Here is a 24,755-nt window from a genome sequence, read left to right as displayed (position 1 = left end):
GGACCGCGACGAGATCATGACCAAGACAACCGACGCCGCCGCAACCCTCACGGCTGCCGCGAAGGACCGCATTCTCATTCTCGACGGTGCCATGGGCACCATGATCCAGACCATGAAGCTCGACGAGGCCGGCTATCGCGGCGAGCGCTTCAAGGACTGGCCGCAGGACGTGAAGGGCAACAACGACCTTCTCAACCTGACGCAGGGCCCCGCGATCCGCGACACCCACATCCTCTACCTCGAGGCGGGCGCGGACATCGTCGAGACCAACACCTTCTCCTCCACCACCGTCGCCCAGGCCGACTACGCGATGGAGGAACTGGCCTACGAGCTGAACGTGGAAGGCGCGCGGCTCGCCCGCGAGGCGTGTGACATCGTCACGGCGCGCGATCCCTCGCGCCCGCGCTTCGTCGCCGGCGCCATCGGCCCGACCAACCGCACGCTCTCCATCTCTCCGGACGTGAACAATCCGGGCTTCCGCGCCATCACCTTCGACGCGCTGAAGGACTCCTACGCGGAGGCCGTGCGCGGTCTCATCGACGGCGGATCGGACCTCATCCTGGTCGAGACCATCTTCGACACGCTGAACGCCAAGGCGGCCCTTTTCGCCATCGACGAGGTGTTCGAGGAAAAGGGCGTCAAGCTGCCGGTCATGATCTCCGGCACCATCACGGACCTGTCCGGACGCACCCTGTCCGGCCAGACGCCCGAGGCGTTCTGGTATTCCGTGCGCCACTCGAACCCGTGGTCCATCGGCCTCAACTGCGCGCTCGGCGCCAAGGAGATGCGCGCCCATATCGCCGATCTCGCCCGGATCGCCGACACGCTGGTCTGCGCCTATCCCAATGCCGGCCTGCCCAACGAGTTCGGCGAGTATGACGAGAGCCCCGAGGCCATGGCCGCGCTGGTGGGCGAGTTCGCCGCAAGCGGGCTCGTCAACGTCGTCGGCGGCTGCTGCGGCTCCACGCCCGAGCACATCCGCGCCATCGCCGAAGCCGTCGCGGATCATGCGCCGCGCGAGCTTGCCCATCCGCCGCGCCGCCTGCGCCTGTCGGGCCTCGAGCCCTTCGTGCTGACGCCCGAGATCCCCTTCGTGAACGTGGGTGAGCGCACCAACGTCACCGGCTCGGCCCGCTTCCGCAAGCTCATCAAGGAAGGCGACTACGCCACCGCCCTCGAGGTCGCGCGCAGCCAGGTCGAGAACGGCGCCCAGATCATCGACGTCAACATGGACGAGGGCCTGCTGGATTCGAAGGAGGCCATGGTCACCTTCCTCAACCTCGTGGCCGCCGAGCCGGACATCGCCCGCGTTCCGGTGATGGTCGACAGCTCCAAGTGGGAGGTGATCGAGGCCGGCCTGAAGTGCGTCCAGGGCAAGGCCGTGGTGAACTCCATCTCCATGAAGGAGGGCGTCGAGGCCTTCATCGCCCAGGCGAAGCTGGTTCGCCGCCACGGCGCGGCCGTGGTCGTCATGGCCTTCGACGAGGACGGCCAGGCCGACACGCAGGCGCGCAAGGTCGAGATCTGCAAGCGCTCCTACGAGATCCTGGTGAACGAGGTGGGCTTCCCGCCGGAAGACATCATCTTCGATCCCAACGTCTTCGCGGTCGCCACAGGCATCGAGGAACACGACAACTACGGCGTGGACTTCATCGAGGCGACCCGCTTCATCCGCGAAAACCTGCCCCACGCGCATGTGTCGGGCGGCGTCTCCAACCTGTCGTTCTCCTTCCGCGGCAACGAGCCGGTGCGCGAGGCCATGCACTCGGTGTTCCTGTACCACGCCATCAAGGTCGGCATGGACATGGGCATCGTCAACGCCGGCCAGCTCGCCGTCTATGACGATCTGGATCTGGAGTTGCGCGACCTCGCCGAGGACGTGGTGCTGAACCGCCGCTCCGACGCGACCGACCGCCTGCTCGAGGCGGCCGACCGCTTCAAGGGCAAGGGCGGCAAGCAGAAGGTGCAGGATCTTTCCTGGCGTGAGCTGCCGGTGGAGAAACGCCTCGCCCATGCGCTGGTCAACGGCATCACCGACTATGTCGAGCAGGACGTGGAAGAGGCCAGAGCGAAGGCCGAACGCCCCCTGCACGTCATCGAGGGGCCGCTCATGGACGGCATGAACGTCGTCGGCGACCTCTTCGGCGCCGGCAAGATGTTCCTGCCGCAGGTGGTGAAGTCCGCCCGCGTGATGAAGCAGGCGGTGGCCTACCTGATGCCGTTCATGGAGCAGGAGAAGCGCGAGCAGGGACTGGAGGGGATGTCCAGCGCCGGCAAGGTGCTGCTTGCCACCGTGAAGGGCGACGTGCACGATATCGGCAAGAACATCGTTGGCGTCGTGCTCCAGTGCAACAACTTCGAGGTCATCGACCTCGGCGTCATGGTGCCGGCGACCAAGATCCTGGAGACCGCACGCGCGGAGAAGGTCGACATCATCGGCCTGTCCGGGCTGATCACGCCGTCGCTCGACGAGATGTGCAACGTGGCGGCCGAGATGGAGCGCGAAGGCTTCGACCTGCCGCTGCTGATCGGTGGCGCGACGACGAGCCAGATCCACACGGCGGTGAAGATCCACCCCAACTACCGCCGCTCCCAGGCCGTCTACGTGACCGACGCCAGCCGCGCGGTCGGCGTGGTCTCCAAGCTGCTCAGCAAGACCGACAGCGCCGACTACATCGAGGCGATCCGCACCGACTACGCCAAGGTCGCCGAGGGGCATGCCCGCTCGCGCGGCGGCGCAAAGCGCACGCCCATCGCCGAGGCGCGCGCCAATGCCTTCCGCCCCTCCTTCGAGACCTACCGTCCGGTGAAGCCCCGGATCGCGGGCACCCGGGTGATCGAGGACATCTCGCTGGAGGAGCTGGCCGCCGTCATCGACTGGACGCCGTTCTTCTCCACCTGGGAGATCAAGGGCACCTACCCGGCCGTCCTGACCGACAACCGCTACGGCCCGGCGGCCAAGGCGCTTTACGACGACGCCCGGCGGATGCTGGACGAGATCGTGCGCGAGGGACAGCTTCGCCCGAAGGGCGTGGTCGGCTTCTGGCCGGCTGCGGCGCGCGGCGACGATATCGTGCTGTTCAATGACGAGAGCCGCACGAGCGAGCGCACGGTGCTGCACACGCTGCGCCAGCAGATGGCACGTGCGAGCGGCACGCGCGCCAATGTGGCCATGTCCGACTTCATCGCGCCCGAGGACAGCGGCATCGCCGACTGGATCGGCGGGTTCGCGGTCACGTCCGGTCACGGCGAGGAGGAAATCATCGCCCGCCACGTGGCGGCCCGCGACGACTACAACAAGATCCTCGCACAGGCGCTCTGCGACCGTCTGGCGGAAGCCTTCGCCGAAAAGCTTCACCAGATGGTGCGCACGGAGTTCTGGGGCTACGCGCCGAACGAGAACCTCTCGGTCGAGGACCTGATTGCCGAAAAGTATCAGGGCATTCGGCCGGCGCCCGGCTATCCGGCCCAGCCGGACCACACCGAGAAGGGCACCCTTTTCGATCTGCTCGACGCACCGAAAGCCACCGGCATCGAGCTGACCGAAAGCTTCGCCATGTGGCCCGGGTCCTCGGTCTCGGGGCTCTATTTCGCCCACCCGGACAGCCACTATTTCGGCGTCGGGCGCATCGAGCGTGACCAGGTCGAGGACTACGCCGCACGCAAGGGCTGGGACCTTGCCACGGCCGAGCGCTGGCTGGCCCCGATCCTGAACTACGACCCGCACCAGATGGCGGCGGCCGAATAGGCCGTCGTCGACCGGAGAATTGGTCCCGCCCCGGGTCGCGGGCGGGCCACCCTCCTCATCCGTCACCCCGGACGAGACCCGAAGGGGCGAAGATCCGGGGCCCAATCCATGTGGCCCAATCCACGTGACCCCGTCCGACGACGGCGCCTGGGCGCCGTGCCCTTGCCGGGACCTCCGGGACCTTCCCCCGGCCGAGGGCGCCAACAGGCCCCGGGTCGCGGGCGTGCCGCCCTTGCCCGGGGTGACCGTGGAGAGAGTGTGTCCACGGCATCAAATCCCTCGATCGCCCGATAGCCCACCACGCCCCGCCAGAAAGACGGAGTTGATGACGCGGGCAAGCTCCGGGATAGTCGCAGGAGGCAAAACGGATGGGGCGGAACATGGCAGGCGATCTCTTCGGACGCGACACGCTGGACGACATGGAAATCGTCGCGCGGCGCAAGATCAGCGGCACCGTGCGCGAGGCGCTTGCCACGCCTTCCCCCGAGAGCTTCGAGACCGTCTGGCAGGCGGCGCTGAAACTCACCTTCGACGGCATCCCCGGAGACCTGCACGCCGGGCGCACGCGGCGCTCGGGCTCGCGCGAGCCCTGGTACTCGCGCGGGACGGAGATGTGCAACGAACGTCAGATCTCGCTGGTTTCGGAAGAGGAACTGGCCGCGATCGCCGCCGACATGGATCTCGCGGCCATCGAGGCCGGCTGGATCGGTGCCAATGTGCTGGTCGCCGGCATCCCCCGCTTCACCATGCTGCCCCCGCGCACGCGTCTGGTCTTTGCCGGCGGCGCGGTGGTGCGTGTCGACGGCGACAATGCCCCCTGCCGGCTTGCCGGCGAGGCAATCGGCAGGCACGTGCCCGATCGCGAGGGACTCGACCTCCTGTTTCCCAAGGCCGGACGGCGGAGACGGGGTCTTGTGGGCTTCGTGGAGCGCCCCGGCGTCATCCGCCCGGGCGAAGAGGTCATCGCCCACCTTCCCGAACAGTGGATCTATCGCTGATCGCCGGACGGAGTTTCCACGGCATGGCCCGCCTCGTCGAACGTCTCCTCGTCGGCGTCGACCAGCCGTTTGGATCCCCAGCGCGTGAGCACCGCATTCATCTCGTCCACGACGAAAAACCGGGCGGAATCCCGGTCGTAGCCTTCGGCCAGCATGGCCTCGTAGCCCGTATGCCGGTGCCGCACGTGGGAGGTAACGGCCAGCCAGAGCGCGACCGAGGGCGGAAGGTGCTTGAGATGGCGCGCGAGCGCCGCCTCCAGGATGGGGGCGGCATCGGCAAGCGGCGCGAGCGGGATCAGCGGGCGCAAGGCCAGACGCATGTCGCGGCTGCGCTTCGTTCCGCCCGCCATTTCGCGATCACGCCGCGCTTGTGACGCCGGCGGCGGCAGGGTCCGGCAGCGGCGGCCTGACGTCGCCCGCCATGGCCGCGGTGATGCAATCGGCAAGCGCCAGGAAGTCACGCTTGCGCGGCGAGGACTTGCGCCACACCAGCCCCACCGATCGTTGCGGCTGCGGATCGGAGAAGCGCAGCAGCGCCACCCGTTCGTCACGAACCTCCACCGAGGCGCAAAGCTCGGGGAGCAGCGTCACCCCGTAGCCGGCCGCGACCATCTGCATGACCGTCGAAAGGCTCGTCGCGCCGAAGGCGGAACGCCCCTGCGGCCGCAGCCCCTCGCAGTAGTTGAGCGTCTGGTCGCGCAGGCAGTGTCCCTCCTCCAGCAACAGCAGGCTCGAGCCGTCGATGCCCGCCGGATCGACGCGCTGGCGCTCGTCCAGGTCCGGACTGTTCTGCACCGCGAGCAGGAACCTGTCCTGAAACAGCGGACGGGTTTCGAGGTCCGCACCGGCCACGGGAAGGGCGGCGAGGATCACGTCGAGACGCCCCTGCGCCAGTTCCTGCATGAGCGACTGGGTGAGCGTCTCGCGCACCTGCAGGTCCACGTCCGGATAGCTGCCGGTCAGTGCCGGCAGGATGCGCGGCAGAAGATAGGGGGCGATGGAGGGGATGATGCCAAGGCGAAGCTCGCCCGACAGCACGCCGCCGGCCTGGCGGCCATAGTCCACGAGGTCCCTCGCCTCCGCGAGGATCCGGCCGGCACGCCGGGCGATCTCGTGGCCCTCGCTCGTCAGGCGGACACCAGAGGGGCGCCGCTCGACGAGCGCGATGCCGAGGATGGCCTCGAGCTCGCGGATCTGCATGGACAGCGCCGGCTGGGAAACATTCACATCGGCCGCCGCATGGCCGAAGTGAAGGTGGCGGGCAAGCGCATCGAAGTAGCGCATCTGGCGGAGCGTGATCATCTCCATCAGATAGGGTTATCACCCCCGGCGCGCAATCGTCTTTTTCCTGATGGAAATCTGAGACCATGCCCTCCGCCCGGGACAGGCGGCAGCTTGGGCCGGCAAGCGCGTTTCACCGCCCTTAACCCGAGTGCTGCAAGCTGGCACCAGGGACAAGGGCCACGAAACCAGCGAGGGGAGAGCCGGCAATGGCGCAAGGGGACGCACAGGACCGGCCGGACGGCCGGCCTTCGAACACGGTTGCCGACTACGCTTGGGGCCGGGCAGCCCCGCGTCGCACGAAGCGCAAGGTGCCACGCTCTCCCGCCACGGCAAGACCGCCGACGATGCGTCGGCCCGGCCTCGACCTGCTGCGTGTGCTCGCGGTCGCCGCCGTCGCCTGGTTCCACTTCGGATTCCGGATGCAGGTGACCGGAGAGGCCGGCGAGGCGCTGGTCGGTGATCCGGGCGGGCTTGCCCGATACGGTTACCTCGGCGTCTCTGTGTTTTTCGCGATCTCCGGCTATGTCATCACCATGTCGACAGAAGGACGCGATCCGATTGCCTTCGCCGTCGCCCGCTTCGCAAGGCTGTGGCCCGTCTTTCTCGCCTGCATGACACTCACCGCCCTCGTGACGCTGGCGACGCCGGGCTTCGGCTTCACCGTCACCCTGCCTCAGGTGCTGGCCAATGCGACGATGCTCGCCCCCTTCCTGGGCCAGCCCCTTGTCGACGGCGCCTATTGGTCGATCGTTGTCGAGATCATCTTCTACGGCTGGGTCTTCGTCCTGATGAGCGTCGGGCTCTGGCACCGACACCGGGTCATGATCGCGATCATGTGGGTGCTGCTCGCGGGCATCGAAAACCTGTGGCTCGACAGTGACCTGCTGCGCAAACTGCTACTGCTGGAGTTTGCCGGCGTCTTCGCCTTCGGCATAGCACTGAGAGCCTGGGAGCACGGCGAGCCCATGGCCCTGCCCGTGACCATGGTGGCGCTTCTGCAAGCAGTATCAAGCAGCATCAATTTCGCGAAAAGCCTCGCGCCGCTGTACGATGAGCCGTTTTCGATCCTGCTCGCCGCCATGTTCACCCTGGGCGGCCTGCTGTTGCTCGCCCTGCTGACCCGCGTGCCCGAAAAAGCACTGCCCACACGGCTTTACGCGGTCGCCGGACGTGCGACCTACCCCTTCTACCTGCTGCACCAGCACATTGGCTATGCCGGCTTCCTTTTGCTGACACCGCTCGCGGGCTTTGCCGGTGCCGCCACGATCATCGTCGCGGCGCTGACCGCCATGGCGCTTTTCCTGACGCTGACGCTGGAACGCCCGGCCGGACGGCTGCTGCGCGAGGCCGGCGATCGGCTGGACGCCCGCTTCAGGACCTATCTGGCCGGCGGGCGCGCCGGCGCCTGAGCCCGCACGACAGGGGAGCCGAAACGCAAAACGGCGGCACCATGGGCGCCGCCGTTTGCCAGCTTTCCGCGGATCGACGCGCTCAGCGCGTCAGCGGCTTGTACTTGATGCGGCGCGGGTCGGCCGCATGGGCACCGAGACGACGCACCTTGTCCTTCTCGTAGTCCTCGAAGTTGCCCTCGAACCACTCCACGTGGCTGTCGCCCTCGAAGGCGAGCATGTGGGTCGCGAGACGGTCGAGGAACATGCGATCATGGCTGATGACCACGGCGCAGCCGGCGTAGTTCTCCAGCGCGTCCTCGAGGGCCGCCAGCGTCTCGGTGTCGAGATCGTTGGTCGGCTCGTCAAGGAGAAGCACGTTGGCGCCCTGCTTCAGCACCTTGGCAAGGTGCACGCGGTTGCGCTGTCCGCCCGACAGGTTGCCCACCTTCGCCTGCTGGGCCGGCCCCTTGAAGTTGAAGGACGAGCAATAGGCGCGCGAATTGATCTCCTTGCCGTCGAGATAGATGATCTCGTTGCCGTCGGAAATCTCCTCCCAGACCGTCTTGTCCGGGTCGAGCTTGTCGCGCGACTGGTCCACATAACCAAGGTGAACGCTGTCACCGATGGTGACCGTGCCGGAATCCGGTGTCTCCTGGCCCGTGAGCAGCTTGAACAGCGTCGTCTTGCCGGCGCCGTTCGGGCCGATCACACCGACGATGCCACCGCGCGGCAGCTTGAAGGAAAGGTCCTCGATCAGCAGGCGGTCGCCGAAGCCCTTGGAGACGTTCTCCAGGTCGATGACGTTGTTGCCGAGCCTCTCGCCGACGGGAATGAGGATCTGCTCGATGGTCGGCAGACGCTCCTCCTGCTTGGACAGAAGATCCTCGTAGGCGCGGATACGGGCCTTCGACTTGGTCTGCCGGCCCTTGGGCGACATCCCCATCCACTCGCGCTCGCGGGCAATCGCACGGGAGCGGGCCATGTCCTCGCGGCCCTCCTGCTCCATGCGCTTGGTCTTCTTCTCCAGATAGACCGAGTAGTTGCCCTCGTAGGGAATGCCCTGACCACGGTCGAGCTCCAGGATCCAGCCGGTGACATTGTCCAGGAAGTAGCGATCGTGGGTGATGATCAGCACCGAGCCCTTGAACTCGCGCAGGTGCCGCTCGAGCCAGTGGACCGTCTCGGCGTCCAGGTGGTTGGTCGGCTCGTCGAGCAGCAGCAGGTCCGGCTCCGACAGCAGAAGCTGGCAGAGCGCCACCCGGCGGCGCTCACCGCCCGAGAGGTTGTCCACCGACGCGTCGGACGGCGGGCAGCGCAGGGCCTCCATCGCCATCTCGACCTTGCTGTCGAGGTTCCAGAGATCCTCCGCGTCGATGATGTCCTGGAGCTTGGCGCCCTCTTCCGCCGTCTCGTCGGAATAGTTCATCATCAGTTCGTTGTAGCGGTCGACGATCGCCTGCTTGTGGGCGACGCCCTCCAGCACGTTCTCGCGAACGGTCTTGGAGGAGTCGAGCTGCGGCTCCTGCGGCAGGTAGCCGATGCGCGCGCCCTCGGCCGCCCAGGCCTCGCCCGTGTACTCCTTGTCGAGACCGGCCATGATCTTGAGCAGGGTCGACTTGCCCGCGCCGTTCGGGCCCAGGATGCCGATCTTGGCGTCCGGGTAGAAGGACAGGTGAATGTTGTCGAGGACCTTCTTGCCGTTGAAGGCCTTCGACAGACCGTGCATGTGATAGATGAACTGGCGCGCCATGTAGCCTGCCGCTCCGCTTGATCGGGATGAGGGGAAATTTGTCCCGTTCTTAGTCGAAGGCAGGTCTCCGGGCAAGGCCCCGCTGCCTTCACGGCAGGACCCCGCGCCCCGCCTCGCAGCAGTGTCGCTCCCCTTGCCTCCTCGATCCCGCCGCTCCGCCCGCGTGGGCGTTTACGCATGATTCACCTTGTTCAAGGCATGGTCGAAGCGGCTGGGACCGTTTTTCGAAGGAACTGAGTACATGCGTATTCCGAGACCGCTTGCCCTCGCCGGGCTCCTCACCGTGACGCTGGCGCTCGGCGCCTGCGGCTCCAACAGGTTCGAACGCGGCGTGACGGGCGGCGCCCTGGGCACGGCCGCCGGCGCCGGCGTGGTCGCGCTCGCGGGCGGCCCCGTTCTCGTCGGCGCGGCGGCCGGCGCGGTCGGCGGCGCGGCCATCGGCGCTCTTACCAATGAGTGCCAGATCGACCTCGGCCCGCAGCGCCCGAACAACTGCTAAGGCAGCAAGACGAAAGGTCTGCGTCCCATTCGTTGCGCGGGATCAGCGCCCGCGCAACGTTTCCCGCGAAAGACGCCTGAATACAGGGGCGTGCCGCGCAAGATCACGAGCCTGGATACCTATAAAAATTCACAATGTTGATCCAACTCTCCATCACCCCTACACAGAGGCCTCCGAAAAAGCCTGGGTGAAGTGGACGTGTTTGTACCAACAAGAAAAAAGACCGGACTTCTTGGTCGGGCCGAAAAGGCCAACCTCCTGTTTGTACATGTTCCCAAATGTGGCGGATCGTTCGTCGAACAGGCTTTTCAGCCCTGGATTCTGAAATGCCCGTCGCGACGCCTGCGCGATGCGCGCGGCCATCTGACCTATCGGCAGTATGCCCAGGTTTTCGCCCGCCACCGGGTTGATCTCGCTGGCATGACAAGCTTCACGGTCGTGCGCAATCCCTGGGACTGGCACGTCTCCTGGTTCCACTATCTGAAGGAAGACAAGGGGCGCGGACAGTCGGGAATGCCGACCGAAGTCGAGTTGTTCCAGAAGTTCGACTTCTCCGACTATCTCGCCTGGCTGGCCGACGATGACGCCCCCACCTCCCCGAGTGGATACATCCGCAAACAACTCGTCGATTACATCACGGACGATGACGGCGAGATCGCCGTGGACGTTATTCTAAGGCAGGAGAAGCTTGAGGACGATCTTGCCGCCATGATCGGGGACCTCAACCTTGCAACCGAGGTTCCGAGGCAGCGCGCCAATTCCTCCAAGCGCGGAGACTACCGCGGCTACTATGACGATGCAGGCGCGGAGCTGGTGGCCCGCCGTCATCATGGTGACATCGCCCAGTTCGGCTACACCTTCTGACAAGACGCGGCTCGTCGCCTCTCAAGCTTCCAGCTTCCGTGCGAAGACTTGCTTTCCGCCACGCGACCTGCGATCCCTTGGCGCGTGCCATGTGGGCGGCATGAGGTCTCCGGTCGAGCAGAAACGGACAGGAAATCCGCGCCACGGCAACTGCCATCCTCGTGAATGAGCTGTGAGACATGGGACTAAATCTGATCCGCTTTGCACTTGATCCCCAGTACCGTGCGATCAAGCGCTGGAAGTGGGCCAGGGGCGATGAACACTTGCTGCTGGACGTTCCGCTGGACGCGGATTCGGTCGCAATCGATGCCGGTTTCTACCAGGGAAGTTTTGCCACCCGGGCGGCGGCACGAGGATGCGGCCGGGTTCTCGCCTTCGAGCCGGCTCCGGACTTCTGTGAAGCGGCAGCCAGCCTCGTCAAGGGGTTGGACGGCGTGGAACTGGAATGCGCCGGTCTCTCCGGTTTCAACGGGACGGCCGAATTGGTCTATGACAACGACGGCAGCAGCACCCAGCGCGGCATCGAGGGAAGACGCGTGGAGATCCGGCTGCGACGCGCCTCCGAGGTGGTGGCGGGCGCCGGGCAGGACATCAACCTGCTCAAGCTGAATATCGAGGGTGACGAATATCCCGTTCTGGAAGACCTCATCGAGACCGGAACAATCCGGAACGTTCGAACCATGATGGTCCAGTTTCACCTGATCGACGAAACCAGCCGTTCCCGCTATGCGGCAATCGCCGAGCACCTTCGCGACACCCATGTCCTAACCTGGCGCTACCCCTTCGTCTGGGAACGTTGGGACTGCAAGCCCTCCTGAACGTAACGTCAGCCACGCTCGGAAAGCGACAGAACGAGCGTGTCGGCGACAATGCGCAAGGGCCGTAGGAACTGAGCGACACGGGCGCGCCTCCTGCGCGGCGAGGGCAGGATCGCCTCGGGCACAGGGAGAGGCTCCGCCAGGTCGGTGTCCTTTCGGCGAGCCAGAATTTCCCGCGCGAGAACGGGAAAGAGCTGGTGCTCCCGCATCAGCCGGCGCCGGTTTTCCAGCATCGCCGCCTGAACCTCCGGACGTGCGACCGGATCACTCTCCAGTATCTCGCGCACAGCCTCGACGGCGGCGCGTGGTCGCGTGATGTCGATGCGGGAAAAGCCCGCGGGGTCGAAATAGTCCTCCAGCCCTTCCCCGCCGGCGAAGATCGGATAGACGCCGGCGAGCAACGGATCCGCCAGCTTTTCCGTCCATGCGTCGCGCTCTAGGTTGTTTTCCAGCACCAGATGATACCGGTATGGCTCTATTCCCCTCGCCTTGTCGGGAAGGTCGGAAAAGCCACGGCCGAAAATATCCAGCCCCGGGCCCAGGTCCCCCTTCAACCTCTCGAGGAACCGCAAGCGGCGGACCTGGTTGCGATTGAGGCGCTTGCGCGAGCAAATGGCCGAAAGAAGGGCCCTCCCCTCGGGCCTCGGGGCAAGAGCGGCCAGACCCGCCTCCTCGAAGGCGCGAAAGCCGGTGGACTCCCGCCCCCGTTCCCGACCGCCGATCGTGCAGCCCAGGAACCAGGGCGCGCAGGGGTGCGTCCTGACCCACCGCACATCTTCCAGCGCAACGGGCGACGGGCTGAGCACCGTACCGAACTGGGAAATGAAGTCCGGCTGATATGTCTTGATCGATGCCGGTTCAGGCAGAAGCACGATACGCCGCTCTCGCGGAACGCGGGTCACGAGGCCGGGCTCGGGCGTATCGTAGACAACGAGCCAGTCCGCCACGCGCTCGTCATCACCGGGCGAGAACCACACCTCTCCCCAGCGTCCGTCTCCCTCCGGCGTCTGTCGTAGCGAAAAACCCAGACTTTCTCCCGGGGACAGATGTACCCTCACCATGAAACGCCCGCCTTGCTCGCCGTCGAGGGGATGTGCATGCGAATTCAGCATCCTGACACACGGGTGTCTGACGGCAGGTCGGCGTTATAGAATCCGTCGACCGGCGGGGCCACCCCCGCCGGTCGACGATTTCCTAGTCCCTTCGCCTCAGCGCACGTAGGGTGACCGGCAGCGCCTGCGCGGACCGTTGTAGGGCTGGAAGGTGTTGTCGCTGGCGCGATAGGAGCGGTAGCGGTTGAAGCACCAGTTGTAGTGGGCGCGCGGCAGGGCGGCGCGATACCGCGGACGCGGCGCATAGTAGCGCGGCGCGGGACGCCACCGACGGTAGTAGCGGCGCGGGCGATAATAGCGCCGGGGACGGTAGTACCGGCGATACTGGACCGTCTCCGCCCGCAGGCTCGATCCGTCGAGCACCCCGGTTCCGGCGATGACCGCGCGCTCCGTGTATCCGCCGGTCACGGTGGCGGCCCGGGCGGGCGACTGAGCCAGTACGGCGCCAAACACAAGCGCGGCAACGGCAAACGTTCTCCTGAAGATGCTCATCTGGATCTCCTTCCCTCGCTTCGCGCGGGGGAACGGCCCCGACGCGGGAGATGGCGGATGGCCAGCCTGAAAGGCTGACCATGCGTCACCCATGACCGATCTTGGCGCATCGGGTCGGGCAAGACTGTGACGAAGATCAAGAAAACCGCCAACCCGAGCGCCGCGCGCCGCGTCAGACCGCGCTCGGAGTGATGCTGTTGGCCGTATCGAGCAGGATGGGCACGATCTCCCGCTCCACCCGCTCCGGGGTCCAGTCATATGCGGAAACCGCGCATTGCACGGCCGCCACGGGGCGCCCCTCCGAGGAGATGACCGGCGCGGCAACGGCGATTTCCTTCAGGATCATCTGACCGGTGGTCAGCACGAACCCGCGTGCCGCCCCCTCCTGAACGCTGCGCGCGATCTCCTCGCGATCCAGCGTCGTGGCCGGCGTGAACCGGCGGACGGGCCAGTTGGCGATGCAGGCCTCCCGCTCGGCCTCGGGCAAGCCCGCCAGCATCGTGCGCCCCGAGGACGTGACGAGCGCGGGAAGGCGCCGTCCGAGAATCGTCGCCGCGAAGCTTGTTCGCTGGCACGGCAGCCGCATCACATAGACGATGTCGGACCCGGACAGCTGGGCCATGTTCACCGTCTCGCCGATACGTCGGGAAAACTCGATCAGTTTCGGCATGGCGAGCTGCACGATCGGGTCCGACCACATGTACGCATAGGCCATCTCGAGAAACTTGTGCGAGGGGCGGTAGCGGCGTGTGCGCTCGTCCTTGGTAAGGTACCCGGTCTGGTGCAGCGTGTTGGCCAGCCTCTGGGTCGCGCTCTTGTCTATCCCGGAACGCGCGGACAGCTCGCTGAGCCCCAACGCCTGATTCTCTTCGTCGAACACCTCGAGAAGCCGCAATCCCTTCGCCAGCGAATTGACGAACAGTGTATCCTGACGCGTCTGCTTTTCTTGCGACATCCGTCCCCCCGACGGCCCGGAACCATGGCCAATTTATGCAAGCGCCTCTTGACGAGGCGGCATTTCACGTTTGAAATGTCATAATCAGATACAAAGTATCATATAATGATACAACAAAAAGCTGACCAAGCGGCATACAACCTTTGTCGCAAGCCAACCGGAGGGCACATGAAAAACTTTCTCCTCACCTGCAGTGCAGCCGCGCTCGCGCTCGGCATGACCACGGCCGCACAGGCCACCAAGTCCGACGACACGCTCAACGTCGCCTTCACCAAGGAGCTTGAGAACGTCGACAGCTACTTCAACTCCTCGCGCGAGGGTGTTGTCCTCCAGCGCGCCATCTGGGACGGCCTCATCTATGCCGATCCGGAGACGGGCGAGTACAAGGGCAACCTCGCCACCTCGTGGGAGTGGATCGACGACACCACCCTCGAGCTCAAGCTGCGTGAGGGCGTGACCTTCCACAACGGCGAGGAGTTCGACGCCGACGACGTCGTCTACACGGTGAACTACGTCGCCGACGAGAAGAACGGCGTGAAGACGCAGCGCAACGTGAACTGGATGAAGTCCGCCGAGAAGGTCGAGAAGTACACGGTCCGCATCATGCTCAAGGCGCCGTTCCCGGCCGCTATCGAGTACCTGGCCGGCCCCGTCTCGATCTACCCGAACGAGTACTACGCCGAGGCGGGCCCCTCCGGCATGGGCCTGAAGCCCGTCGGCACCGGCCCCTACAAGGTGCTCAGCGTCGAGCCCGGCAAGCACTTCGTGCTCGAGAAGAACGAGAACTATCACGACAGCCCCAAGGGCCAGCCGGAGATCGGCAAGGTCGACATCCGCACCATCCCGGACGTCAACACCCAGATGGCCGAGCTGTTCAGCGGCTCGCTTGACCTGATCTGGCAGGTGCCGGCCGACCAGTCCGAGAAGCTTGCCGCCATGGGCCGCTTCACGGTCGCCAACGAGAGCACCATGCGCATCGGCTACCTGACGCTCGATGCCGCCGGCCGTACCGGTGAGGACAACCCCTTCACCGACGTCCGCGTGCGTCGTGCCGTGGCCCACGCCATCAACAGCGAGGCGCTGGTCTCGGCCCTGCTGAAGGGCAAGTCGCGTGTCATCAAGACCGCCTGCTTCCCGAGCCAGTTCGGCTGTTCGCAGGACGTCGTCTCCTACGAGTACGACCCGGAGAAGGCCAAGGCCCTGCTGGCCGAGGCCGGCTATCCGGACGGCTTCGAGACCGACTACTACGCATACCGCGATCGCGAGTACGCGGAAGCCATCGCCAACTACCTGACGGCCGTGGGCATCCGCGTGAACTTCAACATGCTGCAGTATTCCGCGCTTCGCGAGCTGCGCATGAAGGGCGGTACGCCGATCTCGTTCCAGACCTGGGGCTCCTACTCGATCAACGACGCGTCCGCGATCACGAGCCAATTCTTCAAGTTCGGCTCGCTTGACGACAGCCGCGACGAGGAAGTCCGCGACTGGCTCGACATCGCCGACAGCTCCACCGATCCGGAAGTCCGCAAGGAGAACTACGCCAAGGCCCTCGCCAAGATCGCCGACCAGGCGTACTGGGTGCCGATGTTCTCCTACAACACCAACTACGTCTTCACGGACGAGGTGTCCTACACCCCGACCCCGGACGAGGTGCTGCGTTTCCACACGATGAGCTGGAACTAAGCTCTAAGCCAGCGACACTGGACAGGGTGACCGGCCGGGCATGACGCCCGGCCGGCACTCCGCGTCTCGGGCTGGAAGGGCTTCTCCTCCGGCCCGGCGGACCGACCGAAGCCTGCGGGAGCCGAACGTGCTGACCTTCATCCTCAAGCGGCTGGGCCTGGCCCTGCTCGTTGCGCTGACCGTTTCGGCGATCAGCTTCTCCCTTCTCTTCATGGCCGGCGACCCGGCGGCAGCCCTTGCCGGCGAACACGCCAACGACGCCGACATCGAGGCCATTCGCGTCCTCTACGGCTTCGACCGGCCGATGATCGTCCAGTACTGGGAATGGCTGTCCCATGCGATGATGGGCGACTTCGGCGAAAGCTACTATTTCAAGCTGCCCGTCTCCGACCTGATCATCGATCGCCTGTCGATCACGATGACGCTCGGCGTGTGCGGCATCTCCTTCGCGCTGCTGACCGCCGTCCCCCTCGGCGTGATCGCCGCGATCCGCCCCAACTCGATGATCGACCGTTTCGCGCTGTTCGTGTCCGTGATGGGCCAGGCGATGCCGAGCTTCTGGTTCGGCCTGATGATGATCGTCGTCTTCTCCATCCAGCTCAACCTGCTGCCCCCGTCGGGCACCAAGAGCTGGATCAACTTCATCATGCCCACCGTCGTGCTCGGCTATTACGCCATGCCGGCGATCATGCGCCTGACCCGCGCGGGCATGCTCGACGTTCTGGGCTCGGACTACATCCGCACGGCGCGCGCCAAGGGCGCGGGCGAGTGGCGCGTTCTCTTCAAGCACGCCCTGCGCAACGCGATCATTCCGGTGGTCTCGCTCGCGGCCGTCCAGATGGGCTTCATGCTCGGCGGCTCGATCGTCGTGGAATCGATCTTCGCCCTGCACGGCGCCGGTTACCTTGCGTGGGAATCCATCGGCCGCAACGACCTGCCCACCGTGCAGGCGCTGATCCTGGTGTTCTCCATGTTCTACATTGTCTTCACTTTCCTGTCGGACGTGCTCAACGCCTGGCTGGACCCGCGCATGAGGGTTGCCTGACATGTCCAGCACGACAGACACCCTCCTCCAGGAGATCAAGGGCCCGACCCCGGGCCAGCAGCTCCGCCGCCGCATCTTCGGCCACATGGGCCTTCTGTTCGGCGCCGGCGTCCTTGTCGTCCTGTTCGTGATCGCGGTCTTCGCCCCCGCGCTCGCGCCGCATGATCCCTATGCACAGGACCTGATGGGCCGTATGCAGCCGCCGGTGTTTCTCGGCGGCACCTGGGAGCACATCCTGGGAACCGACCATCTTGGACGCGACTATCTCTCGCGTCTCATCTACGGCGCCCGCATCTCGCTGCTGATCGGCGGTGTCGCGGCCCTCATCTCCGGCATCATCGGTACCACGATGGGCGTCGCGGCCGGCTATTTCGGCGGGCGTGTCGACGCGGTGGTGACCTTCCTCATCAACGTGCGCCTGGCCATGCCCGTGGTGCTGGTGGCGCTTGCCGTCGTCGCGCTTTTCGGTGGCTCGCTGGAGATCGTGATCCTCGTGCTCGGCCTGCTGCTGTGGGACCGCTTCGCCGTGGTGATGCGCTCGTCCACCCTGCAGGTGCGCTCGCGTGAATACGTGACCGCGGCCAAGGCCATCGGCTGCTCCACCACCCGTGTGGTGCTGAGCGAGATCATGCCGAACATCGTCAACAACCTGATCGTCGTCGTCACGCTGGAGATGGCCCACGCCATCCTGCTCGAGGCGGCGCTGTCCTTCCTCGGTCTCGGCGTTCAGCCGCCGACGCCCTCCTGGGGCCTGATGATCTCGGAAGGCAAGCAGATGATGCTGTTCGATCCCTGGCTCGTGGCCATTCCCGGTGTCGCGCTCTTCGTGCTCGTTCTCGCCATCAACCTGATGGGCGACGGACTGCGCGACGTGACCGCCCCCGAAAACCGCAATTGAGGAGGCGGAACATGAGCGAAACCGTCCTCACCGTCGAGAACCTGCGTCTCGACATTCCCACCGCCGCCGGCACGCTGCATGCGGTTCGCGGGATCGACTTCGAGCTGAAGCGCGGCGAGACCCTGTGCATCGTCGGCGAAAGCGGCTCGGGCAAGTCGCTGACCTCGCTTGCCATCATGGACCTGCTCGGCAAGCGCATCCAGCGCAAGGCCGACAAGCTGGAGTTCGACGGCAACGACCTGATGACGGCGGGACCGCGCAGGATGCGCGCCCTGCGCGGCGATCGCATGGCGATGATCTTCCAGGAGCCTATGACGTCGCTGAACCCGGCCTACACCATCGGCGACCAGCTTTGCGAAGCTCTGCTCCTGCATCGCAGCGTCGGCAAGGCGGCCGCCCGCGCGCGCGCCGTCGAGCTGCTGGAGAAGGTCGGCATCACCGGTGCCGAGCGGCGCATGTCGCAGTATCCGCACCAGCTCTCCGGCGGCCTGCGCCAGCGCGTCATGATCGCCATGGCGCTCATGTGCGAGCCCGAGCTCATCATCGCGGACGAGCCCACCACCGCGCTCGACGTGACCATCCAGGCGCAGATCCTGCGCCTGCTGATCGACCTCACCCGCGAGATGAACGTGGCGATGATCCTCATCACCCACGATCTCGGCGTCGTGGCCCGCATCGCCGACAAGGTGGCGGTCATGTACGCCGGCGAGCTGGTGGAGACCGGCACCGCGAAGAAGGTCTTCGACGCGCCCATGCACCCCTACACCCGCGGCCTTCTGCGCTGCATTCCGGTGCCGGGCAAGACCGAGCGCGGCTCGGAACTGGGCTCCATCCCCGGCATCGTGCCCTCGCTGATCGGCCGCGTGGAGGGTTGCGTGTTCCGCACCCGCTGCGAGGAAGCGACAGACGCCTGCGCGGGCAGCATCCCGCGTCGCGTCGACGAGGACGGTCACGCCTTCCGCTGCATTCACGAGACCGGGCGCGCTCCGGTCGGGGAGACCACGACATGACCACCGAAACGACCGCGCCGGTCCTGGAGCTGAAGAACGTCTCCAAGACCTACACGATCAAGCAGGGCATGTTCGGCGAGAAGAAGCCGCTCAGGGCCGTCAACGACGTGTCGCTGAAGCTCCAGCGCGGCGACGTGCTCGGCCTGGTCGGCGAAAGCGGCTGCGGCAAGTCCACGCTCGCCAAGATCCTGCTCGGCCTCGAGGCCCCGACCTCTGGCGAGGTGCTTGTCGACGGCGAGCCCATCGGCGACCAGAACCGCCGTATTCTCGCCCGCCGTATCCAGCCGATCTTCCAGGACCCCTATTCCTCGCTGAACCCGAGGAAATCGATCCGCGACATCATTTCGCTGCCGCTCAGGGTCCACAAGATCGGGAACAGCGCCTCGCAGGAAAAGGCGGTGCGCGACATTCTCGACGTGGTCGGCCTGCCCGCCCGCGTGATGAACTCCTATCCGAACCAGATGTCGGGCGGCCAGCGCCAGCGCGTTGCCATCGCCCGCGCGCTGATCATGAAGCCGGAGATCGTTATCTGCGACGAACCGACCTCCGCGCTCGACGTGTCGGTCCAGTCCCAGATCCTCAATCTGCTGGTGGAGCTGCGCCGCGAGTTCGGCCTGACCTACCTCTTCATCAGCCACAATCTGGCCGTGGTGGAGCATCTGGCGACGCGGGTCGCGGTCATGTATCTCGGCCGCATCGTGGAGGAGTCGCCCGTCGACGCCCTGTTCGACGCCCCGCGCCATCCGTATACCGAGGCGCTTCTGGCTTCCGTTCTGACGCCGGATCCGGACCTGGACGTTCCCGACACGCATCTCGGCGCGGCCTACCCCAACCCGATCGATCCCCCGTCGGGCTGCCACTTCCATCCCCGCTGCGCCAAGGCAATGGACATCTGCAAGCAGACGGCTCCGACCCTGCTTTCCGAAGGCGGCCGCAAGGTCGAATGCCACCTCTACGACGAGAACCGGGCCAGCCTCCAGCCGGCCTGATCCGTCCGACACACGACATGCCCGGCGGACCCGCACGGCCCGCCAGGCGCCCTCCCGGCAAGGCTCCGGGCCGGCGTGCGCAGCGCCACCGGCACCGGATCGCCCGCGCCGCAACGATCCTTCCGGACAACAAGAAAGCCTCACCCATGAGCCGCAACCTCTCGCAGACCCAGAAGGTCTCGAAAACCGTCCTGAAAAGCCGTCACGGCGTCGTCGCCTCCCAGCACCGCCGCGCGGCCGAGATCGGCGCCGAAGTGCTCTCCGCCGGCGGTGACGCCATCGACGCGGCCACCGCCGTCTCCTTTGCCGTCGGTGTCGTCGAGCCGTGGATGAGCGGGCCTGCCGGCGGCGGTGCGATGGTGGTGTGGCGCCAAGACGAGGGGCGCGCCTACGCCATCAACTATGGAATGCGCGCGCCCGCCGGGCTCGACCCCGCCGACTATCCGCTCGCCGAAAGCGGCCGGTCCAACGACCTCTTCCCCTGGAAGGCGGTGGTCGACGACCGCAACGTGGAAGGCGCGACCGCCGTTGCCGTTCCCGGCACCGTGGACGGCATCGGCCAGGCCCACGCGCGGTTCGGACGCATGCCCTGGGCGGACCTGCTGCGCCCGGCCGAGGGGCTTGCCCGCGAGGGAATGCTCGTCGACTGGTACGCGGCGCTGATGATCGCGTCGGCGACGCGTTCGCTCTCCCGCGACCCGGACGCCGCCGCGCTGTTCCTCGAGGACGGGCAGTGGCCGACCATCGCCGGCTGGACGGCGCTGTCCGACAAGCGCCTCGACCAGGGCGTCATGGCGGACACGCTTGCGCGCCTCGGCGAGGCCGGCTACCGCGACTTCTACGAGGGCGAGATCGCCGCGAAGCTCGTGGCAGACCTGAGGGCCAAGGGCAGCGCCATGACCCTTGAGGACCTCTCCTCCTATTCCGCGACCATCTCCGATCCCCTGGAGATCGCCTATCGCGACGGCCGCGTCTTCGCCATGCCGGGCCTGACGGCCGGCCCGACGCTCGCCGACATGCTGGCACGCCTGGAACGCGACTGGACACCGGGCACGGCCCCGGATGCGGCGACCTTCACCGCCTGGGCGGCGGCGCTCAAGGGCGCCTATGCGGCACGCCTGGAGGGAATGGGCGATGGCGAGGATCCGAAGGCGCCGGCCTGCACGACGCATTTCTCCGTCGTCGACAGCAAGGGCAACATGGTCTCCATGACGCAGACCCTCCTCTCGGCTTTCGGCTCGCGCGTCGTCTCCCCCTCCACCGGCCTGCTGCTCAACAACGGGATCATGTGGTTCGATCCCGAGCCCGGCAAGGCGAACTCGCTGGGGGCGGGAAAGCGCTGCCTGATGAACGTCTGCCCGGTCGTGGCGGAAAAGGGCGGGCGCCGTGTCGCGCTCGGCGCCTCGGGCGGGCGCAAGATCGTCTCCGCCGTCGGCCAGCTCGCCTCGCTGATGCTCGACCACGACCTTTCCCTGGAGGACGCCTTCCATCACCCGCGCATCGACGTGTCGGGCGGTGAGACGGTGGTTGCCGACGAAAGCCTGCCCGCGGACGTGATCGCGGCCCTGTCCGCCGCGCACAAGACCGTCACCACACGCCGCACCGTGTTCCCCTACGCCTTCGCATGCCCTGCGGCGGTCATGCGCGAGGACGGCGAGAACATGGGCGCCACCGAAATCATGTCGCCCTGGGGCGACGCCCTGCACGCAAGCGAAAGGACCTGACCATCATGGCATCGAGACAGGGCGCGGTTTCACGCGCCGAGACCTATTTCGACAGCGGCTCCTTCAAGGACGATCTCGCCCGCCTGGTCGCCTTCGAGACGGAGAGCCAGAACCCGGACCAGAAGGCCGAACTCACCCGCTACGTCGACGAGGCCATGATCCCCTGGCTCAAGGAGATGGGCTTCACCTGCGAGGTCTTCGAGAACACCGACAGTCGCGGCGGCCCGATCCTGGTGGCGACCCGCATCGAGGACCCCTCCTTCGAGACGGTTCTGACCTACGGCCACGGCGACGTGATCCGCGCCCAGACCGAGCAGTGGCGCGAGGGGCTTTCGCCCTTCACCCTGGTCGAGGAAGGCAACCGTCTCTACGGTCGCGGCACCGCCGACAACAAGGGCCAGCATCTGATCAACCTGCAGGCGATCTCGGCCGTTCTGGATGAGCGCGACGGCAAGCTCGGCTTCAACGTCAAGGTGCTGATCGAGATGTCGGAAGAGACCGGATCCCCGGGCCTTGCCGAGTTCTGCGCGACCCACAAGGAGCTTCTGGCCTCCGACGTGCTGATCGCCTCCGACGGTCCGCGCCTGCAGCCGGACACGCCGACCATGTTCATGGGCTCGCGCGGCGGCGTGAACTTCGATCTGGTGGTCAACTTCCGTGACGGTGCCCACCACTCCGGCAACTGGGGCGGCCTGCTGGCCGATCCGGCAACGGTGCTCGCCCATGCCATCGGCTGCATCGTCGACAAGCGCGGCCAGATCCAGATCCCCGAGTGGCGTCCGACCAGCCTCACGCCGGACATCCGCGCGGCGCTGAAGGATCTTCCGATCACAGGCGAAACCGGCCCGTCCATCGACGAGGACTGGGGCGAGGAAAGCCTGACCCCGACCGAGCGCGTCTTCGGCTGGAACTCCTTCGCGGTTCTCGCCATGAAGAGCGGCGTTCCGGAAGCTCCGGTGAACGCCATTTCCGGCTGGGCCCGCGCCACCTGCCAGCTTCGCTACGTGGTGGGCACCGAACCGGACGACATCCTTCCCGCGCTGCGCCGGCATCTGGACAAGCACGGCTTCGGGAACGTCGAGGTGACGCCCGCCGACCGCGTGTTCTTCAAGGCGACCCGCCTCGATCCGGACGCCCCCTGGGTGACCTTCGTCGCGAAATCGCTGACCGAGACCACCGGCAAGGCCCCGCACATCCTGCCGAACCTTGCCGGCTCGCTGCCCAACGACACCTTCAGCGAGGTGCTTGGCCTGCCGACGGTGTGGGTGCCCCATTCCTACCGTGGCTGCTCGCAGCACGCGCCGAACGAGCATGTGCTGAAGGCTTCCTCCCGCGAGGCGCTCATGCTGATGGCCGGCCTGTTCTTCGACATCGGCGAGCGCAAGTCCGCCTGATCGGGGACAGAACCCGAATGAGAGCGCAAGGGGCCGGCCGACGCATGTCGCCAGCCCCTTGTTCGTTCACTCTCCCGGTGCTTGCCGCACCGGCCCCGCGCACTCCCGCACGAGCCATTCCTCCAGCAGCCGCATGGCGCGGGAGGGCTCGCGTCCGCGCGAGCGCGTGATCCAGTATCGGCCCACGCCGATTTCCCCTGCGAACGGCCGCACGAGCCGCCCCGCCGAAAGCCGCCTTGCAAACATCGTCGAGGGCAGCAGCGCAACGCCGTGACCGGCCTCGGCCACGTCCGCCATGGCGGGCGAACTGTCGAAGACCGGCCCGGCAAGCTCCGGCGGCGCGACGCCGGCCTGCTCGAACCAGACCCGCCATTCGTCCGCGCGATAGGAGCGCAACAGCACCTCGGCGCGAAGGTCCGCCGGAGAGGCGAGCCGCGCGGCCGTTTCAGGTGCACAAAGCGGCGTCAGCGGCGCTTCCATGAGCGGGGTCGCCACGACACCGGGCCATTGGCCGTCGCCGAAGCGGATCGCCATGTGAAGCCCCTCGCGCGACAGTTCCGAGCGGTTGTTGTTGGTGAAGAGACGCAGACTAACGCCGGGATGGGCGACCTCGAAACCCGGCAATCGCTCCATCAGCCAGCCGACCGCGAAGGTCGTGACCGCGCCCACATGCAGCGTTTCCCGGTAGCGCCCCTCCGCGAAACGGTCGAGCATCTCACCCATCTCGTCGAAACTTCGGGTGAGCAGCGGCACCAGCGCCTGCCCTTCATCTGTCAGCACGAGACCGGACGAGGAGCGGGTGAAGAGGCGAACGCCGAGCAGGTCCTCGAGCCGCAGAACCTGCTGGCTCACGGCTGCCTGGGTCACGCGCAACTCGATGGCCGCGCGGGTGAAGCTCCCCTGCCGGGCGGAGACCTCGAACGCCCGAAGGCCATTGAGAGGAAGGTTCGGTCTGTCCAGAGCCATTAGCTGACCTTATGCGGATTTCAAGGATTTGTCGTTTGGCCGCCTCACATCCCGCGCCCTATACCGGACATGCGGGCATTCCGGAACGCCACCGCCAGACTTTCCATTAGACAAACTGACACACCGGGCCTCCCCGGCCCTGCGGAAAGGCACTCCATGCACTCCTTCCCCCCGACATCCGTTCAACTGCTTTCAGGTCTGCGTATCCAGTCCGCGAACCTCGGCCTTCGTGTCGCGTCACGCGCGGTCGCGGCTGCCATCGTCACGCTTGGCCTCTGCGGCCCCGCGTTGTCCGGCGAGGTCGCCGACACGGTTTCTCGGCTCGAGCAACGCCTTGGCGGGCGCATCGGCGCGGTCCTTCGCGAAACCGGAGCGGACACGCCGGTCGTCGCGATCCGCGCGGACGAACGCTTCCCGACCGCCAGCACCTTCAAGCCTTCCCTGTGCGCCGCGGTTCTCGCCCGCGTCGAGCGCGGAGAGGAACGCCTTGACCGCAAGATCGCCTACCAGCCCTCGGACCTCGTGACCTATTCCCCCGTGACGGAAAAATACGCCGGCGGCCCGGGACTGACGATCGATGCACTCTGCGAGGCGTCGGTAAGCGTGTCCGACAACACCGCGACCAACCTGCTTCTCACGACCGTCGGAGGCCCGAAGGGCGTCACGACCTTCCTGCGCGGGATCGGTGACGACACGACGCGGCTCGACCGCACCGAGCCGAAACTCAACGCTTCCATTCCCGGCGATCCGCGCGACACCACCACGCCGGCCGCCATGGCCCGCACGCTGGAAACGCTGATCCTCGGCGCCGGCCTGTCTCCGGCCTCGCGCAAGCGTCTGGAAACATGGATGGTCAACGACAAGGTGGCCGATGCGCTGATCCGCAAGCACCTTCCCCCGACCTGGCGCATTGCCGACAAGACGGGTGCGGGCGCCAACGGCACGCGCGGCATCATTTCCGTGATCTGGCCAGAGACGGGCACGCCGCACCTGGCCGTGATCTACATGACCGGAAGCTCCGCTGACATCACCACGCGCAACGCGGCAATCGCGGAGATCGGCAAGGCCATGATTTCGGAAATCTCCGCCCGTCAGGAATGATCCCACGCAAAGGGCCCGGCGGATCATCCGCCGG

General features: G+C 66.3%; 21 protein-coding genes. 14 read left to right on the top strand and 7 right to left on the bottom strand.

Annotated elements, in window-relative coordinates; translation table 11 throughout:
- Nucleotides 1-16: 16 nt before the first annotated feature.
- Together metH and ACYX4S_RS03155 are read left to right on the top strand one after the other, a co-directional pair.
- The gene (metH, locus tag ACYX4S_RS03160; protein WP_476361859.1) at nt 17-3,748 is read left to right on the top strand and encodes a methionine synthase; all 3,732 of its coding nucleotides are present in this window, start codon (nt 17-19) and stop codon (nt 3,746-3,748) included.
- A gap of 380 nt (nt 3,749-4,128) precedes the next feature.
- Complete coding sequence (locus tag ACYX4S_RS03155; protein WP_476361858.1) at nt 4,129-4,746, top strand: MOSC domain-containing protein; 618 nt, start codon at nt 4,129-4,131, stop codon at nt 4,744-4,746.
- Here ACYX4S_RS03155 and ACYX4S_RS03150 read toward each other — a convergent pair.
- Together ACYX4S_RS03150 and ACYX4S_RS03145 are read right to left on the bottom strand one after the other, a co-directional pair.
- Complete coding sequence (locus ACYX4S_RS03150; RefSeq protein ID WP_476361857.1) at nt 4,737-5,096, bottom strand: DUF2293 domain-containing protein; 360 nt, start codon at nt 5,094-5,096, stop codon at nt 4,737-4,739. The two genes, ACYX4S_RS03155 and ACYX4S_RS03150, sit on opposite strands and share 10 nt — an antisense overlap.
- 7 nt (nt 5,097-5,103) lie before the next feature.
- Nucleotides 5,104-6,054 (bottom strand): hydrogen peroxide-inducible genes activator, encoded by a 951-nt coding sequence (locus ACYX4S_RS03145; RefSeq protein ID WP_476361856.1) that lies wholly within the window; start codon nt 6,052-6,054, stop codon nt 5,104-5,106.
- A gap of 182 nt (nt 6,055-6,236) precedes the next feature.
- On the opposite strand from ACYX4S_RS03145, the gene ACYX4S_RS03140 reads away from it, so the two are divergent.
- On the top strand, nt 6,237-7,439 hold the full coding sequence (locus ACYX4S_RS03140) for an acyltransferase family protein (protein ID WP_476361855.1): 1,203 nt from the start codon (nt 6,237-6,239) through the stop codon (nt 7,437-7,439).
- An 82-nt stretch (nt 7,440-7,521) separates the two neighbouring features.
- Here ACYX4S_RS03140 and ettA read toward each other — a convergent pair whose 3' ends face one another.
- Complete coding sequence (ettA, locus tag ACYX4S_RS03135) at nt 7,522-9,171, bottom strand: energy-dependent translational throttle protein EttA (protein ID WP_476361854.1); 1,650 nt, start codon at nt 9,169-9,171, stop codon at nt 7,522-7,524.
- A 241-nt stretch (nt 9,172-9,412) separates the two neighbouring features.
- Between ettA and ACYX4S_RS03130 the strand changes: the two genes are divergently transcribed.
- From ACYX4S_RS03130 to ACYX4S_RS03120, 3 genes are all read left to right on the top strand, one after another.
- The gene (locus ACYX4S_RS03130) at nt 9,413-9,670 is read left to right on the top strand and encodes a hypothetical protein (protein WP_476361853.1); all 258 of its coding nucleotides are present in this window, start codon (nt 9,413-9,415) and stop codon (nt 9,668-9,670) included.
- Nucleotides 9,671-9,862: 192 nt separating this feature from the next.
- Complete coding sequence (locus tag ACYX4S_RS03125) at nt 9,863-10,534, top strand: sulfotransferase family 2 domain-containing protein (RefSeq protein ID WP_476361852.1); 672 nt, start codon at nt 9,863-9,865, stop codon at nt 10,532-10,534.
- A gap of 179 nt (nt 10,535-10,713) precedes the next feature.
- Nucleotides 10,714-11,352, top strand: a complete 639-nt coding sequence (locus ACYX4S_RS03120) for an FkbM family methyltransferase (protein ID WP_476361851.1) — start codon at nt 10,714-10,716, stop codon at nt 11,350-11,352.
- A gap of 8 nt (nt 11,353-11,360) precedes the next feature.
- Here ACYX4S_RS03120 and ACYX4S_RS03115 read toward each other — a convergent pair whose 3' ends face one another.
- The 3 genes from ACYX4S_RS03115 to ACYX4S_RS03105 form a co-directional block, all read right to left on the bottom strand.
- Nucleotides 11,361-12,413 carry a glycosyltransferase family 10 fucosyltransferase gene (locus ACYX4S_RS03115; protein WP_476361850.1) on the bottom strand — a complete coding sequence of 351 codons (1,053 nt, stop codon included), beginning with the start codon at nt 12,411-12,413 and terminating at the stop codon, nt 11,361-11,363.
- Nucleotides 12,414-12,560: 147 nt separating this feature from the next.
- Nucleotides 12,561-12,956: a BA14K family protein gene (locus tag ACYX4S_RS03110; RefSeq protein WP_293724182.1), complete on the bottom strand. Its 396-nt coding sequence runs from the start codon at nt 12,954-12,956 to the stop codon at nt 12,561-12,563.
- Nucleotides 12,957-13,128: 172 nt separating this feature from the next.
- A complete protein-coding gene (locus ACYX4S_RS03105) occupies nt 13,129-13,911 on the bottom strand; it encodes an IclR family transcriptional regulator (RefSeq protein ID WP_293724180.1) in 783 nt (260 codons plus the stop codon).
- A 168-nt stretch (nt 13,912-14,079) separates the two neighbouring features.
- Between ACYX4S_RS03105 and ACYX4S_RS03100 the strand changes: the two genes are divergently transcribed.
- From ACYX4S_RS03100 to ACYX4S_RS03070, 7 genes are all read left to right on the top strand, one after another.
- A complete protein-coding gene (locus tag ACYX4S_RS03100) occupies nt 14,080-15,594 on the top strand; it encodes an ABC transporter substrate-binding protein (protein WP_476361849.1) in 1,515 nt (504 codons plus the stop codon).
- A 127-nt stretch (nt 15,595-15,721) separates the two neighbouring features.
- Nucleotides 15,722-16,639 carry an ABC transporter permease gene (locus tag ACYX4S_RS03095; RefSeq protein WP_293724176.1) on the top strand — a complete coding sequence of 306 codons (918 nt, stop codon included), beginning with the start codon at nt 15,722-15,724 and terminating at the stop codon, nt 16,637-16,639.
- Between the two features lies 1 nt (nt 16,640).
- The gene (locus tag ACYX4S_RS03090) at nt 16,641-17,537 is read left to right on the top strand and encodes an ABC transporter permease (RefSeq protein WP_293724174.1); all 897 of its coding nucleotides are present in this window, start codon (nt 16,641-16,643) and stop codon (nt 17,535-17,537) included.
- Between the two features lie 11 nt (nt 17,538-17,548).
- Entirely contained in the window at nt 17,549-18,547 is a 999-nt protein-coding gene (locus ACYX4S_RS03085) for an ABC transporter ATP-binding protein (protein ID WP_476361848.1), read from the top strand.
- Nucleotides 18,544-19,536 (top strand): ABC transporter ATP-binding protein, encoded by a 993-nt coding sequence (locus tag ACYX4S_RS03080; RefSeq protein ID WP_476361847.1) that lies wholly within the window; start codon nt 18,544-18,546, stop codon nt 19,534-19,536. Before ACYX4S_RS03085 ends, ACYX4S_RS03080 begins: the two co-directional genes overlap by 4 nt.
- A gap of 146 nt (nt 19,537-19,682) precedes the next feature.
- The gene (locus tag ACYX4S_RS03075) at nt 19,683-21,260 is read left to right on the top strand and encodes a gamma-glutamyltransferase family protein (RefSeq protein ID WP_476361846.1); all 1,578 of its coding nucleotides are present in this window, start codon (nt 19,683-19,685) and stop codon (nt 21,258-21,260) included.
- Between the two features lie 5 nt (nt 21,261-21,265).
- Entirely contained in the window at nt 21,266-22,654 is a 1,389-nt protein-coding gene (locus ACYX4S_RS03070) for a M20 family metallopeptidase (RefSeq protein ID WP_476361845.1), read from the top strand.
- Nucleotides 22,655-22,720: 66 nt separating this feature from the next.
- Here ACYX4S_RS03070 and ACYX4S_RS03065 read toward each other — a convergent pair whose 3' ends face one another.
- Nucleotides 22,721-23,614 carry a LysR family transcriptional regulator gene (locus tag ACYX4S_RS03065; RefSeq protein WP_476362807.1) on the bottom strand — a complete coding sequence of 298 codons (894 nt, stop codon included), beginning with the start codon at nt 23,612-23,614 and terminating at the stop codon, nt 22,721-22,723.
- A gap of 162 nt (nt 23,615-23,776) precedes the next feature.
- Here ACYX4S_RS03065 and bla point away from each other — a divergent pair, with 162 nt between their 5' ends.
- Nucleotides 23,777-24,721: a class A beta-lactamase gene (gene bla / locus ACYX4S_RS03060; protein ID WP_476361844.1), complete on the top strand. Its 945-nt coding sequence runs from the start codon at nt 23,777-23,779 to the stop codon at nt 24,719-24,721.
- Nucleotides 24,722-24,755 lie beyond the last annotated feature (34 nt).

It is taken from the genome of Stappia sp. ABD4_338, from assembly GCF_056312175.1.
Note: the sequence above shows the minus strand (reverse complement) of the source record. Positions and strands in the feature narration are given on the sequence as shown.

Bases quoted from the DNA above. Each gene is read 5' to 3' on its own strand.
- ACYX4S_RS03115 (WP_476361850.1), bottom strand. From the start codon at position 12,413: ATGGTGAGGGTACATCTGTCCCCGGGAGAAAGTCTGGGTTTTTCGCTA.
- ACYX4S_RS03150 (WP_476361857.1), bottom strand. From the start codon at position 5,096: ATGGCGGGCGGAACGAAGCGCAGCCGCGACATGCGTCTGGCCTTGCGC.
- ACYX4S_RS03080 (WP_476361847.1), top strand. From the start codon at position 18,544: ATGACCACCGAAACGACCGCGCCGGTCCTGGAGCTGAAGAACGTCTCC.
- ACYX4S_RS03070 (WP_476361845.1), top strand. From the start codon at position 21,266: ATGGCATCGAGACAGGGCGCGGTTTCACGCGCCGAGACCTATTTCGAC.
- ACYX4S_RS03075 (WP_476361846.1), top strand. From the start codon at position 19,683: ATGAGCCGCAACCTCTCGCAGACCCAGAAGGTCTCGAAAACCGTCCTG.
- ACYX4S_RS03100 (WP_476361849.1), top strand. From the start codon at position 14,080: ATGAAAAACTTTCTCCTCACCTGCAGTGCAGCCGCGCTCGCGCTCGGC.
- bla (WP_476361844.1), top strand. From the start codon at position 23,777: ATGCACTCCTTCCCCCCGACATCCGTTCAACTGCTTTCAGGTCTGCGT.
- ACYX4S_RS03085 (WP_476361848.1), top strand. From the start codon at position 17,549: ATGAGCGAAACCGTCCTCACCGTCGAGAACCTGCGTCTCGACATTCCC.
- ACYX4S_RS03145 (WP_476361856.1), bottom strand. From the start codon at position 6,054: ATGGAGATGATCACGCTCCGCCAGATGCGCTACTTCGATGCGCTTGCC.
- ACYX4S_RS03105 (WP_293724180.1), bottom strand. From the start codon at position 13,911: ATGTCGCAAGAAAAGCAGACGCGTCAGGATACACTGTTCGTCAATTCG.
- ACYX4S_RS03090 (WP_293724174.1), top strand. From the start codon at position 16,641: ATGTCCAGCACGACAGACACCCTCCTCCAGGAGATCAAGGGCCCGACC.
- ettA (WP_476361854.1), bottom strand. From the start codon at position 9,171: ATGGCGCGCCAGTTCATCTATCACATGCACGGTCTGTCGAAGGCCTTC.
- ACYX4S_RS03120 (WP_476361851.1), top strand. From the start codon at position 10,714: ATGGGACTAAATCTGATCCGCTTTGCACTTGATCCCCAGTACCGTGCG.
- ACYX4S_RS03155 (WP_476361858.1), top strand. From the start codon at position 4,129: ATGGCAGGCGATCTCTTCGGACGCGACACGCTGGACGACATGGAAATC.
- ACYX4S_RS03130 (WP_476361853.1), top strand. From the start codon at position 9,413: ATGCGTATTCCGAGACCGCTTGCCCTCGCCGGGCTCCTCACCGTGACG.
- metH (WP_476361859.1), top strand. From the start codon at position 17: ATGACCAAGACAACCGACGCCGCCGCAACCCTCACGGCTGCCGCGAAG.
- ACYX4S_RS03140 (WP_476361855.1), top strand. From the start codon at position 6,237: ATGGCGCAAGGGGACGCACAGGACCGGCCGGACGGCCGGCCTTCGAAC.
- ACYX4S_RS03110 (WP_293724182.1), bottom strand. From the start codon at position 12,956: ATGAGCATCTTCAGGAGAACGTTTGCCGTTGCCGCGCTTGTGTTTGGC.